This is a genomic window from Pseudomonas sp. KSR10, from assembly GCF_022355455.1.
GTDB lineage: Bacteria > Pseudomonadota > Gammaproteobacteria > Pseudomonadales > Pseudomonadaceae > Stutzerimonas > Stutzerimonas stutzeri_E.
This window is the reverse complement of sequence record NZ_JAKOEN010000007.1, coordinates 52,345-70,218: the sequence shown is the minus strand read 5'-3', so window position 1 is coordinate 70,218 and position 17,874 is coordinate 52,345. Positions and strand designations below refer to the sequence as shown.

The following is a 17,874-nucleotide window of genomic DNA, read 5'->3' as shown; positions in this document are numbered from 1 at the left end:
ACAGATAGAAAAATACCGATGGAGTTCCGCTGCAATAGAACTCACCGTCCGGCTATCGCGTCATCGTGGTGTTCAGCCTGAACCCCGCGCCCGTGTCGCGTATACTCGCGCGTCTTGTTTCGGAGACCGGCATGCTCGATCAGGCACAGCGCATTCTAAAAGATGTTTTCGGCTACGACGCCTTTCGTGGCAACCAGGGTGCGATCATCGAGCGCGTGGCCGGCGGCGATGACGCACTGGTGTTGATGCCGACCGGTGGCGGCAAATCGCTTTGTTATCAGGTGCCGGCATTGCTCCGTGACGGCCTGGCAGTAGTGGTATCGCCGCTGATTGCGCTGATGGACGATCAGGTGGCCACGCTCGAGGAGCTGGGTGTTGCTGCGGCAGCGCTCAATTCGACCCTGACGGCTGAGCAACAGCGAGACATCGCCGATCGCCTGCGCCGCAACGAAATCAAAATGCTCTATCTCGCACCCGAGCGGTTGGTTCAACCGCGCATGCTGGCGTTCTTGCAACGTTTGGAAATCGGTCTGTTTGCCATCGACGAGGCCCATTGCGTCTCGCAGTGGGGCCATGATTTCCGTCCCGAGTATCTTCAGTTGGGGCAGCTTGCAGAGTTTTTCCCCAGCGTCCCGCGAATCGCGTTGACTGCCACGGCGGACAAGCGCACCCGAGAGGAAATCGTCCAGCGATTGCATCTGGAGAATGCCGAGCGTTTTCTTTCCAGCTTCGATCGTCCGAACATCTTTTATCGCATCGTGCCCAAGGAACAGCCTCGCAAGCAGTTGATGGCCTTCCTGGCGGAGCGTCGCGGCGATGCTGGCATCATCTACTGCATGTCGCGCAAGAAGGTCGATGACATTGCCGCCTTCCTCACCGAGCAGGGTTTTCCTGCGCTGCCTTACCACGCCGGGTTACCGAACGATCTGCGGGCTTTCCATCAGAAGCGCTTCCTCAACGAGGAAGGCCTGATCATGGTGGCAACCATCGCCTTCGGAATGGGGATCGACAAGCCCAACGTGCGTTTCGTCGCTCATCTTGATCTGCCCAAATCGCTGGAGGCGTATTACCAGGAAACCGGCCGTGCGGGTCGCGATGGCCTGCCTGCTGATGCCTGGATGGCGTATGGCCTGCAGGATGTGATTTTCCTCAAGCAGATGCTCAACAATTCAGAGGGCGATGATCGGCACAAGCGCATCGAGCAGCACAAGCTCGACGCCATGCTCTCGCTGTGCGAGGAAACCCGCTGCCGTCGCCAGGTTCTGCTGGCTTATTTCGACGAGCAGATGCCCGAACCTTGCGGTCATTGCGACAACTGTGTCGATGGCGTACAGACCTGGGATGCCACCGAACCGGCGCGGCAAGCGCTGTCGGCGATCTACCGCAGCGGACAACGCTACGGCGTCGGGCATCTGGTCGATATCCTGCTCGGCCGCGACAACGAGAAGATTCGTAGCTTCGGCCATCAACAACTGTCGGTGTTCGGCGTTGGCAAGGCGCTATCGGAAGGGGAGTGGCGTTCGCTGTTCCGTCAGTTGGTCGCGCGGGGGCTGGCGGATGTCGACCTGGAAGGTTTTGGTGGGTTGCGACTCAGCGACAGCTGCCGTCCGTTATTGCGTGGCGAAGTCACCCTCGAACTGCGCCGCGAGCTGGCTGCCAAGGCGCCGAAGACCTCCGTCAGCGCGGCGAGTCAATTGGTTCGCAGCGAGGAACGCGAGACCTGGGAGGCGTTGCGCACGCTGCGCCGCAAGCTCGCCGAAGAACATGGCGTACCGCCTTACGTAATTTTCCCGGATGCGACCTTGCTGGAAATGCTCCGCAGCCAGCCGAGCTCGCTTAGCGACATGGCGCGCATCAGTGGCGTGGGTGCGCGCAAGCTTGAGCGCTATGGCCAAGCGTTTCTGGAAGTCCTGCAGGGTACGGCGAAGGCGGTCAGGTCCCCTGCGGATGTGCGTCATGAGCTCATCACCCTGTCGCGTGCCGGTATGACGCCAGCGCAGATAGCCCGACAGCTCGATTGCAGCGAGAAGAACGTGTACGCCATGCTCGCCGAAGCGATCGGCCAGCAACAGCTCAGCTTGGAGCAGGCGCTGGATCTACCCGAGGAATTGCTGGGCGAGATCCAGGAGGCGTTCCTCGATGGCGAAGGCGAGCTTCCTCCCGTTGCGTCAATTGCCGAGCACTTCGTCGGACGTGTTCCAGAAGCGGTACTGTTTTGCGTTCGGGCGTCATTGCAGGCCGAATTCGAACTCTGATCGCCATACCTGGCATATAGTCCGGCGTGGCTAGCCGGCGCCTCGCTTGTTGCCTATTGCGCTCGGGCTGAGGCTTGTCCTGCAACTCACGGTTACGTTCCAGAGTAGAGGGCCGCTTGCCAGCATTTTAGAGCTGTGGTTAGCTCACTAATAATTAGTTTTGCAGGAACGCCGCTCCATGTACCCAGACCAACACCGCTTCGCCATGCAATTGGCGCAACTTTCGCGTGGCTGGCGCGCCGAGCTGGATCGCCGGCTGGCCGATCTAGGCTTGTCGCAGGCCCGGTGGCTGGTTCTCCTGCATCTGGCCCGGTTCGATCACGATCCAACCCAGCGCGAGCTCGCGCAAAGCGTGGCGGTCGAAGGTCCGACGCTGGCCAGATTGCTGGACAGCCTTGAAGCTCAGGGGTTGGTGCATCGCCAGCCGGCGCCCGGGGATCGCCGTGCCAAGCTCATTACTCTTGGCGTGCCGGCGCGCCCGTTGATTCAGAAGATCGAAGCGATCTCCACCCAGGTTCGGCAGGAGCTCTTCGAAGGCATCGACGAGGAAGACCTGCGCAACTGCCAACAGGTGCATGAGCGCATTCTGGCCAACCTGGTCAAGGCCAAACGTTAAAGGCCGGCGTGGGCTAATCACTACCGAGATCGCCGCCCTTGTCGTCGTCGATTGGCGCGTCGTTCTTCCTCATCCGACTGTTCGCAAACCAGGCGGCGACCGCCGTTCATCCTTTGCTCCTAGGCTGGTTTGCATGGTAGTGGCACAATGCCATAGCGCGTTCGCCGACGAAATGCATCCATCTTTTTCTGTATCTGTCGATAACCGCGTCACAGTTCAGTAATCGAACAGTGGGTCGGCGTCCATGCACGCCGCTGGTCGGCTGTGGAGGTTGTTATGGCACTAAGTCGTCGAGTCTTGTTAATGGTAGCCTCGGGCTCGCTGATCTATTCCGGCCTGGTGTCTGCCTTGGGCATGGGCGATATCACACTCCACTCCGCGTTGAATCAGCCGCTGAGCGCTGAAATCGAGTTGCTGGATGTGGCCGATCTGTCGGCCGATGACATCCGTGTTGCCCTGGCTTCTAGTAATGACTTCGCCCGTGTCGGTGTCGAGCGCCTGGCATTCCTGCAGGATCTGAGCTTCACCCCCGTGATTGACGGTACCCGCAGCCGGATCCGCGTGGCTTCCAACAAGTCGGTTAATGAGCCTTACCTGAACTTCCTGGTCGAGATCACCCGGGCGAAGAGCCGGATGTTGCGCGAGTACACGGTTCTGCTTGATCCGCTGCCGACCACGCCGGCTCCCGATAACGAGGTGGTCAGCGTCCCGCAAGCGGTGGCTTCGCCAGTGCGCGCCGAACCAGCTAACTTTTCAGAGCTCGCCGAATTGCCGCAAGCGTCGCTGGGCAAACGCCATCGGGTTGCGAGTGGCGAAAGTCTCTGGATGATTGCAAACGCTTATGTCGCTGACGGCGCGCAGGGTTCCCAGTCGCAGTTCATGCGCGATATCCAGGCACTTAATCCGAATGCCTTTCCCGATGGCGATCCGGGGCGCCTAAAAGCCGGTGCGAACCTGCTGTTGCCAGATTCGGCGGAGAGAGCTGCCACTACGCTTGCCGAACCTGTCAGTGCACAGCCGATGGCTGAATCCATCGCCCAGAATCATCCGATAGCCAGTTCTGAGCCTGCCGATGCCTCGGCACTGGACGATCAAATCACGGCTCTGCGCCGTCAGCTGTTCGAAGAGCTGGCGGCCAGTCGAGAGGAGAACCAGCAGCTCAGGCAGACGTTGGCCGACTTGCAGATGGAGCTCGAGGCTGTCACCGGGCAATTAGTCGAGCAGCAGCGACCACAGGCGACCGCTTCGCCTCAGCTTGAACAATCGATTGCGCCAGTGGATACGCCTGAGCAACCTGTCGCTGAGCCGTCAGCTGCACAAATGGCCATTGCCGAGCCGGCATTCGGGTGGCAGGACTGGACATTGGCTGGCGGAGGCGTGCTGGTAGCGCTGCTGCTGGGTGGGCTGTGGTTCGTGCGCCGCCACAAACGAAACGTCGAATTCCCGGTAGCGGTTCCCGTATCGGTTGTACCGCCGACACCTACGGCGCCTGTCGCGCCGACGGTGGCGCTGGAGATGCCTCGCCAGCCCGCGCACGCCTCCGTCAGCGAAACGGACGTGCTCGAGGCGGCGGAGATCTACCTGTCCTACGGTCGCCGCGACGAGGCGCTCGAAGTGCTGCAGCGCGGTATCGAGCGAGCACCCGAGCAGCTCGATATTCGCTTGCGCCACCTCGGGCTTCTCGTGGAGTCTGGTGATATCGACCGTTGCCGCGCCGCTGCCAATGCTTACCTGCAAGCGGGAGGTAGCCAGGCGCAGCTGGACCCGCTGCTGACCGTGTGTCCCGCCTTGGCTGCGACGTTTGCATCCGCTAATCATGAGTCATCGCTGGATCCAGACGTCACGTTCGTACTGAACGAGTTTTCTCCGTCGCCGTTGGTAGGCCTGGCGCCCATGGTCGCCGAGCCACGCCTGGCTGAGAGTCGCGAGCAGATTGCCTCTGAAGATTCACAGCCCTGGCTGGATGGCATTGACGAAAGTGCATTGACGCTCGGCGACCTGCCCAGTCTGTTCGATAATTCCTGTAGCTTCGCGTCGATTTCGGCGACCGAAGAACTGCGCCAGCTGGAGGCAAACCCGGAGCATCTGGTTCGCCTCAATCAGGCTGCCGCCTACATCAAACAGGGCGACATGGAGAGCGCCTGCGTCATTCTGGAAAGCCTCGCGATCGAAGGCGACGAGAAGCAGCGGCAGCAAGTCAACGAGTTGCTTGCACAGATCGCCTGATCGAGGTTCCGGTATGAGCGCTGGGCGAGGCCATCAAAAGCTGCGCCCAAGATTCATGTACAGCGCGCGCTCGGATTCATCGTTCAGGCCGTAGCTGAAGTTCAGCGGTCCCAGGGGCGTTTCGTAGCCGATAAAGATGCTGCCGGCGTTGATATAGCCACTATCGAACGCGTTGTCGTTGTTCCAGGCGCGACCGCGTTCAAGCGATGCCCCCAAGTACAGCGGGAAATCCAGTGGCAAGAACGAGCGCGGCGTCATCCTGCGGAAATAGATCATGCGGGCCAGGCTGATGTTCTGACCGGAGAGGGCATCCTGGCGAAAGCCCGACAGCTGCCGTGCGCCACCGAGCAAGAAGCTCGATGTGACGATCTCGGCGTCGTCCAGGGTGCGTCCATAGCGGCCACCGAAGACCAGCGTATGCAGGCCGAAACTGACGGCCTTATCCAGGCGAAACTCCCATTGGCGATAGCGCTGATCCGAGCCGAGACTTGGATCGTACTGGCGCAGGGTCAGCCCGATATCTTCGCCCTCGCGCGGAAAATCGACGTTGTCCACCGTGTCGAACGAATACTGCAGCTGGTAATAACCTTCCTCGAAGTTGAAATCCGGTAGCTGCTGGTCGCCGACGCGAATGTCTGCCTCGCCCCAAGCCTGACCTACACCGAAGCGGATTTCGCCATTGTTGGCAATCTGTCGCCCCAGGTTCAGCCCATAGCCGTATCGCTGCAGGCGGTATTCGGCAATGGGGTCGTTATCGATGATCGCCTCGATGTTCTGTGTCTCGGCGAACAGGTTGGGTGCAACGAACCAGCGCGAACCGGCATCCAACGGCTGATAAAACTCGCTGAACAGCTCCTGGCGATCGCCCAGCTGCAGGCGTGTCAGCCACTCGGCGCCCAACTCGTTGATGCCGTTCTTGCGATAGCTGGCGCCGATGTTGAATGCGCTGTCGCCGCGAAAATCATCCGAGAGGTTGATGCCCAGGCGCAGGTAGTCGGTGCCGGAGCGCTTTTCACGGGTGGTGATGACCAGCGTATTGCCCGAATTGCCATGCACCACGCGGTATTCGACCTGTTCGAAATAGTCCAGTCCGTACAGCGTGCCCATGTCATTCTGCAGATCCTGGAGATCCAGGGGCTTGCCCACTTGCTGGCGGATGTGCCGGCGGATGACCGCGTTGCCCACTTTCGAATCGTTCTCGATGCGCACCGCGGTGATCAGTGGTGTACGAGGCTCGGCTGAGCGGGCGAGGCTCAGCGCAGGGTTGCCACCGGTTTCGCTGCGCATGGCGGTCAGACGGGCGTCCAGCGCGGTGGCCGCACGATACCCTGCGTCGATAAGCGCTTCCGTGCGGCCGAAATCGGTCGAACCGACCCCCGCCAGCATCGGTTGTACCAGCAGGTCTTCCTGACGCAAGGTCGCCAGCTGAGCCTCGGAGTTACGTCGGGTCATCATGGTGATCGATTGATTGAGTACATCGACGACCGTAAGCAGCTGCTCGCGGGGCTGCAGTGGCGTGCCGATGTCCACCACGATCAGCCGATCCACGCCCATGTCGCGGGCGACATCCATGGGAATGTTGTCGACCATGCCGCCGTCGACGAGCAGACGGCCTTCGATTTCGACCGGGGCGAACACCGCAGGGATCGACATGCTGGCGCGAATGGCTTGGGGCAGATGGCCACTACGGAAGATGACTTTCTTGTCGTTGGCGATATCGGTTGCCACAGCGCGAAAGGGTATTGGTAAGCGATCGAAATCACGGGTGTCGCTGGTGTGCACGAGCAGGCGTTCGAGCAGTAGGGCAAGGTTCTGCCCTTGGATGACACCCAAAGGCAACCCTAGGCTGCCATCGTCGCGGAAGCTGAGTTTGCGCTTGACCAGGAAATCGCGGTCGTCCTGTTTGCGTCGAAAAGGTACATCCTGCCGCGGCGGATCATCCGACAGTACCTCTTGCCAGTCGAGATCGAGTGCCAGCGTTTCCAACTCCTCGACGCTATAGCCTGCGGCGTAGAGCCCACCGATCACCGCACCCATGCTGGTACCGGCAATCGCATCGATTCGCACGCCGTGTTCCTCCAATGCCTTCAGGACGCCGATATGTGCCAGTCCTCTTGCAGCACCTCCGGACAGCACCAAACCAGTGCGGGGCTGGGAATCGGCGAATCCTGTCAGCGGCATCAGGAGGATCAGCAGAACGAGTAGGCGGGACATGGCAACACCGGCGGGAGGATTGCGAAATGGCGGCTATTATAGGCGTCCGTCAGCCCACGAGCGTCCCTGTCATGGCCGATAGCAAACCGGAAATCGTCATTACCTACTGCACCCAGTGTCAGTGGCTGCTGCGTGCGGCCTGGCTGGCTCAGGAACTGTTGTCCACTTTCGTCGAGGACTTGGGCAAGGTCTCGTTGGTGCCGGCCAGTGGCGGTACATTCCATATTGCCTGTGACGGCGTGCAGATATGGGAGCGCAAGCGCGACGGCGGCTTCCCGGAAGCCAAGGAGCTGAAACAGCGCGTGCGCGACCAGATCGATCCGCAACGGGATCTCGGGCATAACGACAGATAGATCAGACAGTAGGGGTGTTCCGACCGGCAGCTGGCGGTGCTGTGCTTTCACGGGCAAGAATCTGGTAGTCGACGATCGAAACTTCCCGCGGCTTCGGCATGCCCGCACGCTGCGCGGCCGCGCTGGCCAGCAGCATTTCTCCGGCGCGCCAGCCGATTCGGTACGGGTCGACGGACACGGTGGTGATCGTCGGCGTGCAATGGCGTGATACCTCGAAGTCGCCAAAACCGGCGATGGCGATATCGTCCGGTACGCTCAGGCCTTGACGATGGCAATGCATGATCGCGCCAAAGGCCGAGAGATCGCTGACGCACATCACCGCGTCCGTGTCGGGCCATTGCTCCAGCAGGCGGCTTATGGCTTCGCCGCCGTGGCTCATGGTGATCGGCGACTGGCCATGGTCGACCACCCGGGAATCGAGATTCAGCTCACTGAGCGCCCGCAGATAGCCTTCACGACGCTGCAGGCCGCGATGATCCAGGGCTGACGCTCCGCCGATGAAGCCGATGCGTTGATAGCCGCAACCGTGCAGGTAGCGAACCAGAGCCGATGCGGCTTCAGCATTGGAAAAGCCCACGGACTGTTCTATCGGCTCGTCAGGCACGTCCCAGGTTTCCACCACTGGCACTTTTGACTGCAACAGCAGTTTGCGCGTGACGTCCAGGTGGGCACTGCCGGTCAGCATCACGCCCAGCGGCCGGTGCCGCAGCAATGTCCGCACCAGTAACGCTTCCTGCTCGGGGTGATAATCGGTGTCGCCCAGCAGCAGACGCAGGCCCTGCCCCTGAATGCAATCATTCAGGCCGCGCACCGTGTCGGCGAAGTTCGAACTGTTCAGCGAGGGCACCAGCGCGACGATGAATTCGGAGCGCCCGCTCGAGAGGGTGCCGGCCGAAGCGTCGGGCAAGTAGCCAAGGCGCTCGATGGCTTCCTGAACGCGCTTTCGCGTCTTCTCGCTGACGCTCCGCCCAGCCAGCACTCGCGAAACCGTCATCTTGGAGACGCCGGCGAGCCTGGCGACATCCGCCATGCGCGGGGGCGATACGTCTGGCGCGAGGATGTTGTCCGTCATCGGTACGGGTTCCGGCAGTCACTGGTGGCATCGGAGTATACCTGCGGCCCGTTGTCGGCCTGGTCGTTCACCGCGCTTTACAAGGCGAATGTTATCGGTAACATTTTGCGCTGTGACGAGCGAGTTGCTGCTCCTTGGATGTGTTGTGGATGATTTATTCGATATCCGCTTCTGTGTTCGGCGGCTGGCGTCCCCCTAACTGATCGGCCGAGGAGCGTCCTGGCCGGCAAAAACAAGAAGGGCTCCCATGACCCAAGCTGACAAACGACCGCTGCGCAGCCAGCAGTGGTTCGACGACCCCAGCCACTCCGACATGACCGCCATCTACGTCGAGCGCTACATGAACTACGGGCTCACCCGGGGCGAGCTGCAGTCCGGCCGCCCGATCATCGGCATTGCTCAGACTGGCAGCGACCTGGCACCCTGCAACCGGCACCATCTGGAGCTGGCCCAGCGAGTCAAGGCGGGCATACGCGATGCGGGTGGCATACCCATGGAGTTTCCCGTGCATCCGCTGGCCGAGCAGACCCGCCGCCCGACGGCAGGCCTGGATCGCAACCTCGCCTATCTGGGCCTGGTGGAGATTCTTCACGGCTATCCGCTCGACGGTGTCGTGCTCACCACCGGCTGCGACAAGACCACCCCGGCGTGCCTGATGGCGGCCGCCACCACCGACCTGCCGGCAATCGTCCTGTCCGGCGGGCCCATGCTCGACGGCCACCACAAAGGCGAGCTGATTGGTTCGGGGACCGTGCTGTGGCATGCGCGCAAACTGTTGTCCTCCGGCGAGATCGATTACGAAGGGTTCATGGAAATGACCACGGCGGCGTCGCCCTCCATCGGTCATTGCAACACCATGGGCACCGCACTCTCGATGAATGCACTGGCCGAGGCGCTGGGCATGTCGTTGCCGGGTTGCGCGAGCATTCCCGCGGCTTATCGCGAGCGCGGCCAGATGGCTTACCTCACCGGCAAGCGGATCGTTGACCTGGTGTTCGAGGACGTTCGCCCGTCGCAGATTCTGACCCGGGAGGCGTTCGAGAACGCCATCGCCGTGGCCTCGGCCCTTGGCGCGTCGAGCAATTGCCCGCCGCACTTGATTGCCATCGCTCGCCACGCCGGCGTTGAGCTGTCGCTCGAGGACTGGCAGCGTGTCGGTGAAGAGGTGCCGCTGCTGGTCAACTGCATGCCGGCTGGCAAGTATCTGGGTGAAGGGTTTCACCGTGCCGGTGGCGTGCCGGCGGTGATGCACGAACTGCTCAAGGCGGGGCGCTTGCACCCCGGCTGCGCGACTGTGTCCGGCAAAAGCATTGGCGAGATCGTCGCCGCGACCCAGGCCCACGACAGCGATGTGATTCGCCCCTACGCGGAGCCGCTCAAGCACCGCGCCGGCTTCATCGTGCTTAGCGGCAATTTCTTCGACAGCGCCATCATGAAGATGTCGGTGGTGGGCGAAGCCTTCCGCAGAACCTATCTGGCCACCCCAGGTGACGAAAACCGTTTCGAGGCGAGGGCGATTGTGTTCGACGGGCCGGAGGACTATCACGCACGGATCAACGACCCAGCACTGGAAATCGACGAGCACTGCATTCTGGTCATCCGTGGCTGCGGCACCGTCGGTTATCCGGGCAGCGCCGAGGTGGTCAACATGGCGCCGCCGTCCGATCTGATCCGCCGCGGCATCGATTCGCTGCCGTGCCTGGGCGATGGTCGCCAGAGCGGTACCTCGGCCAGCCCCTCGATTCTCAACATGTCCCCAGAGGCCGCGGTGGGCGGTGGGCTGGCGCTGCTTCGCACCGGCGACCGGCTACGGGTGGATCTCAACAACCGTAGCGTCGATTTACTGGTCGACGAAGTAGAGCTGGAGCGACGGCGCCAGGATGCCATCCCGCCGATTCCAGAATCGCAAACTCCCTGGCAGGAGCTGTATCGGCAACTGGTCGGCCAGCTCTCGACAGGTGGTTGTTTGGAGCCTGCCACACTCTATTTGCGCGTGATCGCCAACCGCGGGGAGCCGCGCCACTCGCATTGATCGAATACCGAGTCCGACTGCAGGCCAGCCGGGCAGGGCGTGCTAGTCGGCCGCGGTCCGCGCGCGCGGCAGAACGATGCGGCCGGCGTTCATCAGGTCCATGGGATCGAACAGGGCCTTCAGGCCGTTGAGCAGCTGCACGTCCTCCGGTGCCATTCGAGACAGATAGGCCTGTTGCTTGATCCGCCCGATACCGTGCTCGGCACTGATGCTGCCATTGAAGCGATCCAGGACGGCGAATATCACGTCCTCGATGTGCAGCAGCAGGGCGCTGACCGCTTCGTTGTCCAGACCGAGGGGCGGCAGGATGTTGAAGTGCAGGTTACCGTCGCCGATGTGCCCGTAGACCAGGGTCGTCGCTTGCGGCGAGATCTCGGCGACCGCCTGACTCGCTTGCTCGACGAACGCCGCGATGGACGAGATGGGCACCGAGACGTCCGTTCGCAGGTGCTCGCCGCGCAAACGCTGGCCTTCGACCATGCCCTCACGGATCAGCCATAGCCTGCGCGCCTGTTCACCACTGCTGGCAAGCGCGCCATCGTGCACCAAACCGTCGCTCATGGCTCGTTCGAGGAAACCGTCGAACAAGCCTCGTAAGTCCAGCGGCCCGGAGACGCTCAGCTCCAGCAGCACATAGAAGGGGTGGGGCTCGGACAGCGGATCGGACAACAGTGGAATCGCTTCGAACGCCAGCTCCATGCCGATCCGAGGGACCAGCTCGAAGGCCGACAGCAGCTCGCAGCACTCTCGTCGCGCACGGGTGTACAGCAGCACCGCATCGGCCGCCGACGCGACGGCCAGCCAGGCCGTGAGCGTGCGCTGTGGGCGCGGCGAGAGCTTGAGTACGGCTCCGGTGACAATGCCTAGCGTGCCTTCGCTGCCGATGAACAACTGCTGCAGGTTGTAGCCGCGGTTGTCCTTGCGCAGAGCGTTCATGCTTTCCCAGACTCGGCCGTCAGGCAGCACCACCTCCAGCCCCAGTACCAGCTCACGCATCATGCCGTAGCGCAGCACATTCACCCCGCCGGCGTTGGTGGCGATGTTGCCGCCGATCTGGCAACTGCCTTGAGCACCCAGTGCCAGCGGAAAGTAACAATCCGCCGCCTCGGCCGCCTGCTTGACCTGTTCGAGCACGCAACCCGCATCGACGGTCATGGTGAAACCGATGGGGTCGAGCTGGCGGACGCGGTTCAGTCGTTCGAGGCTGATTACCAGCTCCGGTCGAGTGCGGTCGGGCAAGGCGCCGCCGACCAGGCCGGTATGCCCACCTTGCGGCGACATGGGAATGCCGTGCTGTGCGCAGAACCGGACGACGGCAGCCACCTGCGCTGTATCGGCCGGCCGGACCACTCCCAGCGGTGTGCCCAGGTGGCTGCCACTCCAATCGCTGACGTAGCGTTGAAAATCCTGCGCGTCACGCATTACACCGGCTTCGCCGAGGATCGAAACCAGCCCTTCGAGCATCTGCTGACGGGAAATCTTCATGCGTAATTCCTTCGTTGGGAGCAAGCCCCGCGCTAGCGATACCAGAGCACCAGCCCGGGAAAGGCGAGGAACAGCACCAGCAGCGCCAGCAGCGTGAAGTAGAACGGTAGCAACCGGTGCACCAGCTGCTCCATGCCGACCTTGCCGACCCCGCAGCCCACGTAGAGCACCGTGCCGACGGGTGGCGTGATCAGGCCGATGCCAAGGACGAAGGACATCAGCACGCCGAAGTACACCGGGTCGACGCCGAGCTTCACCACGATGGGCGTCATCAGCGGCGCGAGAATCACCATTGCCGGCGTCAAGTCCATGAAGAAGCCGACCAGCAGCAAGAACAGCGTGAGGATGCCGAGGATGACGAACTTGCTTTGCGAGAGCGCGCCGAGGGCCTCGACCAGCTGCTGCGGAATCATGTTGGCGGTCAGCAGCCAGGCCAGCACGTTGGCGAATGCCAGCAGCAACATGACGATCCCGGTGAGTTTGCCGGTGGCGATACACAGCTGGAAGAAGCGTTTCACCGTCAGGCTGCGGTAGACGAACATCGAGATGACGAGCGCATAGACCAGCGCGAAGGCAGCGCTCTCGGTAGGGGTGAAGACTCCGGTGAGAATGCCGCCGACGATGATCACCGGCAGCAGCATCGCCAACAGCGCACCGCGCAGCGCCTTGCCTAGCTCGCCGACGCTGAAGGGCTGCGCCTTGCCGATCTTTTTTGACTGGAAGTAGGTGGTGATGGCCAGACCCAGGGTGATCAGGACTCCGGGCACGATCCCGGCGAGAAACAGCTGCGAGATCGAGGTGTTGGTCACCACGCCATAGAGAATCATCGGGATCGACGGCGGGATGATGATGCCGACGACCGAGGAGGCCACGATGATCGCCGCGGCCAAAGGTGCCGGGTAGTGATGACGCTTCATGGGTTCGATCATCATGCTGCCGACCGCCGAAGCATCGGCGACCGCCGAGCCGCTGATGCCGCCGAAGAACATCGAGGTAAGCACGGCAATCTGTCCCAGGCCGCCGGAGACGAAGCCGACCATGGCGCTGGCCAGGCGCACCAGGCGCTTGGCGATGCCACCTTCGCTCATCACCTCGCCAACCAGGATGAACAGAGGGATTGCCAGCAAGGGAAATGAATCCAGGCCGTTGATCGCCTCGGACACGATGGGCGTCATCGCGTAGTCGGCGTAAAAGAAGATGAACAGGCTTATCGCCGCCAGGGCGAACGAGATCGGCACGCCCACCACGATGGCCACCAGCAGGCCGATCAGAATGCTCCAGAGGATCATGTCGAGCTCCGGCTGAATATCGAGAACAGGGCGATGGTGTTGGCGATCAACGTCAGCACCGCCATGACCGGCATGGCGCTGTAAATGAAGGTCTTGGAGATTTGCAGCAGGGGCGTGACGCTGACGAAGCCGGACAGGATGTCCTTGAAGCCGATCAGGATGCAGATGCAGACCGCATAGATGACGGCCACGGTGATCAGGCTGAACGCCTTCTGCAGCGGGGCGGCAACAAGGTTTTTGAAGTAGGTCACCGAGACGTGCTCGTCGTTCAGGCTGGCGAGCCCGGCGCCGAGCAGGACCACCCAGATGAACATGATTCGGGAAAACTCCTCGGCCCAGACGAAGGAGTAATTGAGGACGAAACGACCAAAGACATTGGCGGCGACACAGAACACCACGCCCAATACCAGCAGGCCGATGGTGATTTCCAGCGCTGAACGCAGAACGCCCAGCATGGCCTGGAGAGCAGATGAGTGACGGGTCATGGGAACCATACCTGAAGGCTTACGGGAGGCGGGCAGGCACTGGATGCCTGCCCGTGACGGGGCGAGGCGTCAATTCTTGCTCAGGATCGCATCCACCAGGTCTTCACCGATCTGTGACTTCCACTTCTCGTAGACGGGCTCGAGGTGCTCCTGGAAGACGGCTACCTGCTCGGGGGTAAGCTCGGTGACGTTCATGTTCGAGGCTTTCATTTCCGCCTTCAGCTGGTCATTCATGGTGCGGCTGACATGGCGTTCATAGATGCCCATCTCCTTGCTCGCATCCACCAGCAGTGCCTGGTATTCAGCCGGCAGGCGATTCCAGAATCGCTCGGAAACCAAGGTCATGAACGGCGTGTAGACGTGGTTGGTTTCGGTTGCGTAGGGCTGCACTTCGTTGAAACGCGACGATGAGATGGTGATCCAGGGATTTTCCTGGCCATCGACCACACCCTGTTCCAGTGCGGTGAACAGCTCGGCGAAGGACATCGGCGTCGGGTTCGCACCGAGGGTGCGCCAGATGTCGATATGAATCGGATTCTGCATGGTGCGGACTTTCAACCCGGCCAGGTCGTCAGGCGTCTGCACGGCCGTTTTGCTGTTGGTCAGCTGACGGTAGCCGTTCTCGGCCCAGCCGATGGCGACGAATCCTTGCCCGGACGCATCCTTGAGCATTCTCTGGCCGATCTCACCATCGAGCACGCGGTCGGCGTCTGCCGGGGTGGGAAACAGAAACGGGAGATCGAACACCGCGAGTTGCGGCAGCATGCCAACGAGTGGAGAGGTCGACGGTGCCGTCATTTCCAGTGTGCCGGCCTGTAGCGAACTGACCGCCTGTAGGTCATCGCCCAGCTGCGCGCTGTGGAACAGCTTGACGTTGACGCGCCCTTCGCTGCGTTGCTCGACGATCTTCTTGAAGTACTCCAGCCCCCGGTATTGAGCGCCGGACTGGGTAGTACCGATGCTGAACTTGATGTTGAAGGTGCCTTTGTCCGGGACGGTATCGCCCTTCACCTCGGGAAGCGGTGGAAATTCCGGCGCGGCGGCCGCCTGCAAACACGCAAGGCCAATGCCCAGCGCGCCGAGTATGGAAATCACCTGTTTTCTTGTCTTTGTTTTCATCGTGGCATTCCGTTTTGGGGTGAAGGTCTGCGGGACGGGTGGTTCAGGGTCGCCTGCTTTGAAGGCATCTGCGATGGGTAACCTCCTGGCTCATCGGTCGCTTGGGCTCGCATCCAGCTGCCAGGCTGCACCCGTGGGGAACAGATGCTCGGCGAGCGACGCGGCATGCATGGTGATGCTGCTACCCGCTGCGGTCGGCACCCGGTAGCGACCGCGTTCCACACGCACCGGATCGACGAAGTGTTCGTGCAGGTGGTCGACGTACTCGAGCACGCGCCCCTCGAGCGAGCCGGACACTGCGATGTAATCGAACATCGATAGATGCTGGATGTATTCGCACAGGCCCACGCCGCCGCCGTGCGGGCAGACCGGCACGCCAAAACGGGCCGCCAGCAGGAGGACCAGGATGGCTTCGTTGAATCCACCCAGACGGGCGACATCCACCTGGCAGTAATCGATCGCACCCGCTTGCAGCAGCTGCTTGAACATCACGCGGTTCTGGCAATGCTCACCCGTGGCGACGCCGATGCCATCGAGGCGCCGACGGATTTCGGCGTGGCCGAGGATGTCGTCGGGGCTGGTCGGCTCCTCGATCCACATCGGGTTGAACTGCGCCAGCTGGCGCATGTTGTGGATCGCCTCGTCGACGTCCCAGACCTGGTTGGCATCCATCATCAAGGTGCCGGCTTCGCCGATTTCTTCACGCAGGATGCATGCACGCCGAATGTCTTCCTGCAGGTCGCCGCCGACCTTCTGTTTGAAATGCGTCCAGCCCTCGGCCAGCCCTTCACGGGCCAGCCGGCGAATCTTCTCTTCGGAGTAACCGAGCCAGCCGGCCGAGGTGGTGTAGGCGGGGTAGCCGCGCTCGATCAACGCCTGTTCGCGTGACGCCTTGCCACTGGCTTGGCGCTGCAGCATGGCGAGTGCTTCTTCCGGCGTCAGCACATCGCTGACGAAGCGGAAATCGAGACAGCGCACCAGCTCGTCGGGCGACATATCGGCCAGCAACTTCCATAACGGCTTGCCTTCGATCTTGGCCCAGAGATCCCAGACCGCATTGACGATGGCAGCGGTGGCGAGATGGATCACACCCTTCTCGGGCCCCAACCAACGCAACTGGCTGTCGCCGGAGATGATCTGGCGCCAGAACCGGCCCATGTTCTCGGTGATCGAGGCGAGGCTGCGCCCCTCGACCATACCTGACAGCGACCGGGCTGCGGCAACACAGATGTCGTTGCCCCGGCCGATGGTGAAGGTCAGACCTTGGCCGGTGAGGCCGCTGGGCGCATCGGTGTACAGGGTGACGTAGGTCGCGGAATAGTCGGGTGCGGCATTCATGGCGTCCGAGCCGTCCAGGGAGCGGGACGTCGGGAACCGGACATCCTGAACTTCGACCCGAGTGATCGTCGGCATTGCGGGTTTCCTTCCGGTGCGTCTTGTTCTTGTTGTTGCTGTCGCGACTGATGAGACGCGGCGCACGATGGTGCTCAGCGGCGGGATGTCCCCTCGCCAGCACTGAGGAAGGTATAGACGGCTTCGACCGCGGGACTAATGAGGCTTCTTCATTGAACGATAACGGGGAGTTATTCGACGTCTGAGATCTGGTTTGGTCGTCAACCACAGCCGCGTCGTTATGGCACGACGCGTAACACTCAAAGCTCGCTGCGCCCTCGCAACAGAATCTCCATCAATTCCTGCGCATTGCTCGAGGGCGTCTGATGCTTGCGGGTGAGGATGCCGTACCGCAGCGATTGGGTGGCCAGGCTGGTGGACAGTTCGCACAGCAAGCCCTGCTCGACTTGCTGCCGAGCGATGGCTTCGGGCAGTAGTGCCAATGTTTCGCTGTTGCGCAGCAGGTAGAGGGTGGTCTGCACCGAGGTGGTTTCCACGACGTTACTCGGCGGCGCGACGTCGAGCTGGCTCAGCAGTTGCTCGAGCATCTGTCGCATCGGCGTGTCGAAGGGGTAGAGCACCCAAGGCCAGCGCGTTAGTTCGGCTGGATGAATGTCGCGCTGTGCGCTCAATGGATGATCGCGTTTGCAGACCAACCAGAACGGCTCTTCGGCCAGCGGCTGGAAGTCGAAGCGCTGCTGCTGGCGGGTGTTGGTAAAACGGGCTACCACCAGATCGAGCTGCTTGTTTTCGAGCATGTCCAGCAGGTGATCGCTGGTCTGCTCAACCAGCTCGATCATCAACAGCGGTCGCCGTCGCTTGAGTTCGACCAGCGCCACCGGGATGGTGGCGGCGGTGGCGGCGATGATCGCGCCGATCTTGATGTTGCCGTGGCCGCCCTTGCGCAAGGTATCGAGCTGATGGGCGAAGCGCTGGGTGTCGTTGAGGGTACTCTCAGCATGCTGAATGACCACCTGCCCGAGCTCGCTGGGTACCAGCTTGCGTGACAGACGTACGAACAGCGCGAAGCCGAACAGCTCTTCGATATCGCGCAGCATCTTGCTGACGGCCGGCTGGCTGAGGCCCATCTGCTCAGCTGTGGTGTGCATGTTCGCGGTACGCGCCAGGGTGGATATCAGCACTAGATGGCGGTATTTGAGCCAGTTTTTCAACGCGGGCAAATTGCCCTGTTCAACGCTCATGATCGGTCTGTTCGACGGCGGAGTGATAACGAAGTCATATCGAACCCTGAAAATTTGTCATTAGAAGCCAGGCGGTTTGGCTGCCTAAAGTGATGATCGCCGCGCCCGCAGTCCGGGTAGCACCCTCTGGATAG

At 61.7% G+C, this 17,874-nt stretch carries 13 protein-coding genes; 5 read left to right on the top strand and 8 right to left on the bottom strand.

Annotated features, from left to right (window positions below):
- Positions 1-131 precede the first annotated feature (131 nt).
- The 3 genes from recQ to MCB86_RS02840 all read left to right on the top strand — a co-directional run bounded on the left by recQ (position 132) and on the right by MCB86_RS02840 (position 5,097).
- Complete coding sequence (gene recQ, locus MCB86_RS02850; RefSeq protein WP_045162635.1) at positions 132-2,255, top strand: DNA helicase RecQ; 2,124 nt, start codon at positions 132-134, stop codon at positions 2,253-2,255.
- Between the two features lie 178 nt (positions 2,256-2,433).
- The gene (locus tag MCB86_RS02845) at positions 2,434-2,871 is read left to right on the top strand and encodes a MarR family transcriptional regulator (protein ID WP_045162634.1); all 438 of its coding nucleotides are present in this window, start codon (positions 2,434-2,436) and stop codon (positions 2,869-2,871) included.
- 276 nt (positions 2,872-3,147) lie between these two features.
- Positions 3,148-5,097 carry a FimV/HubP family polar landmark protein gene (locus tag MCB86_RS02840; protein ID WP_239609669.1) on the top strand — a complete coding sequence of 650 codons (1,950 nt, stop codon included), beginning with the start codon at positions 3,148-3,150 and terminating at the stop codon, positions 5,095-5,097.
- 33 nt (positions 5,098-5,130) lie between these two features.
- Here the strand turns inward: MCB86_RS02840 and MCB86_RS02835 are convergent, their stop codons facing one another.
- Positions 5,131-7,311, bottom strand: a complete 2,181-nt coding sequence (locus MCB86_RS02835) for a patatin-like phospholipase family protein (protein ID WP_239609667.1) — start codon at positions 7,309-7,311, stop codon at positions 5,131-5,133.
- 71 nt (positions 7,312-7,382) lie between these two features.
- Here MCB86_RS02835 and MCB86_RS02830 point away from each other — a divergent pair, with 71 nt between their 5' ends.
- Entirely contained in the window at positions 7,383-7,664 is a 282-nt protein-coding gene (locus MCB86_RS02830) for a SelT/SelW/SelH family protein (protein WP_239609665.1), read from the top strand.
- Position 7,665: 1 nt separating this feature from the next.
- Here the strand turns inward: MCB86_RS02830 and MCB86_RS02825 are convergent, their stop codons facing one another.
- Positions 7,666-8,736, bottom strand: coding sequence for a LacI family DNA-binding transcriptional regulator (locus tag MCB86_RS02825; protein ID WP_239609663.1), 1,071 nt, complete (start codon positions 8,734-8,736; stop codon positions 7,666-7,668).
- A 247-nt stretch (positions 8,737-8,983) separates the two neighbouring features.
- Between MCB86_RS02825 and MCB86_RS02820 the strand changes: the two genes are divergently transcribed.
- Positions 8,984-10,768: an IlvD/Edd family dehydratase gene (locus tag MCB86_RS02820; RefSeq protein ID WP_239609661.1), complete on the top strand. Its 1,785-nt coding sequence runs from the start codon at positions 8,984-8,986 to the stop codon at positions 10,766-10,768.
- A 42-nt stretch (positions 10,769-10,810) separates the two neighbouring features.
- Here MCB86_RS02820 and MCB86_RS02815 read toward each other — a convergent pair whose 3' ends face one another.
- From MCB86_RS02815 to MCB86_RS02790, 6 genes are all read right to left on the bottom strand, one after another.
- Positions 10,811-12,253 carry an FAD-binding oxidoreductase gene (locus MCB86_RS02815; protein ID WP_239609659.1) on the bottom strand — a complete coding sequence of 481 codons (1,443 nt, stop codon included), beginning with the start codon at positions 12,251-12,253 and terminating at the stop codon, positions 10,811-10,813.
- 32 nt (positions 12,254-12,285) lie between these two features.
- On the bottom strand, positions 12,286-13,542 hold the full coding sequence (locus tag MCB86_RS02810; protein ID WP_196298664.1) for a TRAP transporter large permease: 1,257 nt from the start codon (positions 13,540-13,542) through the stop codon (positions 12,286-12,288).
- Entirely contained in the window at positions 13,539-14,027 is a 489-nt protein-coding gene (locus MCB86_RS02805) for a TRAP transporter small permease subunit (RefSeq protein WP_230623639.1), read from the bottom strand. The genes MCB86_RS02810 and MCB86_RS02805 overlap by 4 nt, the downstream gene beginning before the upstream one ends.
- Positions 14,028-14,096: 69 nt before the next feature.
- Positions 14,097-15,146, bottom strand: a complete 1,050-nt coding sequence (locus tag MCB86_RS02800; protein ID WP_045162627.1) for a TRAP transporter substrate-binding protein — start codon at positions 15,144-15,146, stop codon at positions 14,097-14,099.
- A gap of 90 nt (positions 15,147-15,236) precedes the next feature.
- Positions 15,237-16,559: an L-fuconate dehydratase gene (locus MCB86_RS02795; RefSeq protein WP_239609657.1), complete on the bottom strand. Its 1,323-nt coding sequence runs from the start codon at positions 16,557-16,559 to the stop codon at positions 15,237-15,239.
- Positions 16,560-16,798: 239 nt separating this feature from the next.
- Positions 16,799-17,740 (bottom strand): LysR family transcriptional regulator, encoded by a 942-nt coding sequence (locus tag MCB86_RS02790; protein WP_239609655.1) that lies wholly within the window; start codon positions 17,738-17,740, stop codon positions 16,799-16,801.
- Positions 17,741-17,874 lie beyond the last annotated feature (134 nt).

Coding starts and splice junctions, on each gene's coding strand:
- MCB86_RS02825 (WP_239609663.1), bottom strand. CDS start 8,736: ATGACGGACAACATCCTCGCGCCAGACGTATCGCCCCCGCGCATGGCG.
- MCB86_RS02815 (WP_239609659.1), bottom strand. CDS start 12,253: ATGAAGATTTCCCGTCAGCAGATGCTCGAAGGGCTGGTTTCGATCCTC.
- MCB86_RS02800 (WP_045162627.1), bottom strand. CDS start 15,146: ATGAAAACAAAGACAAGAAAACAGGTGATTTCCATACTCGGCGCGCTG.
- MCB86_RS02845 (WP_045162634.1), top strand. CDS start 2,434: ATGTACCCAGACCAACACCGCTTCGCCATGCAATTGGCGCAACTTTCG.
- MCB86_RS02805 (WP_230623639.1), bottom strand. CDS start 14,027: ATGACCCGTCACTCATCTGCTCTCCAGGCCATGCTGGGCGTTCTGCGT.
- MCB86_RS02810 (WP_196298664.1), bottom strand. CDS start 13,542: ATGATCCTCTGGAGCATTCTGATCGGCCTGCTGGTGGCCATCGTGGTG.
- MCB86_RS02835 (WP_239609667.1), bottom strand. CDS start 7,311: ATGTCCCGCCTACTCGTTCTGCTGATCCTCCTGATGCCGCTGACAGGA.
- MCB86_RS02790 (WP_239609655.1), bottom strand. CDS start 17,740: ATGAGCGTTGAACAGGGCAATTTGCCCGCGTTGAAAAACTGGCTCAAA.
- MCB86_RS02820 (WP_239609661.1), top strand. CDS start 8,984: ATGACCCAAGCTGACAAACGACCGCTGCGCAGCCAGCAGTGGTTCGAC.
- MCB86_RS02840 (WP_239609669.1), top strand. CDS start 3,148: ATGGCACTAAGTCGTCGAGTCTTGTTAATGGTAGCCTCGGGCTCGCTG.
- recQ (WP_045162635.1), top strand. CDS start 132: ATGCTCGATCAGGCACAGCGCATTCTAAAAGATGTTTTCGGCTACGAC.
- MCB86_RS02830 (WP_239609665.1), top strand. CDS start 7,383: ATGGCCGATAGCAAACCGGAAATCGTCATTACCTACTGCACCCAGTGT.
- MCB86_RS02795 (WP_239609657.1), bottom strand. CDS start 16,559: ATGCCGACGATCACTCGGGTCGAAGTTCAGGATGTCCGGTTCCCGACG.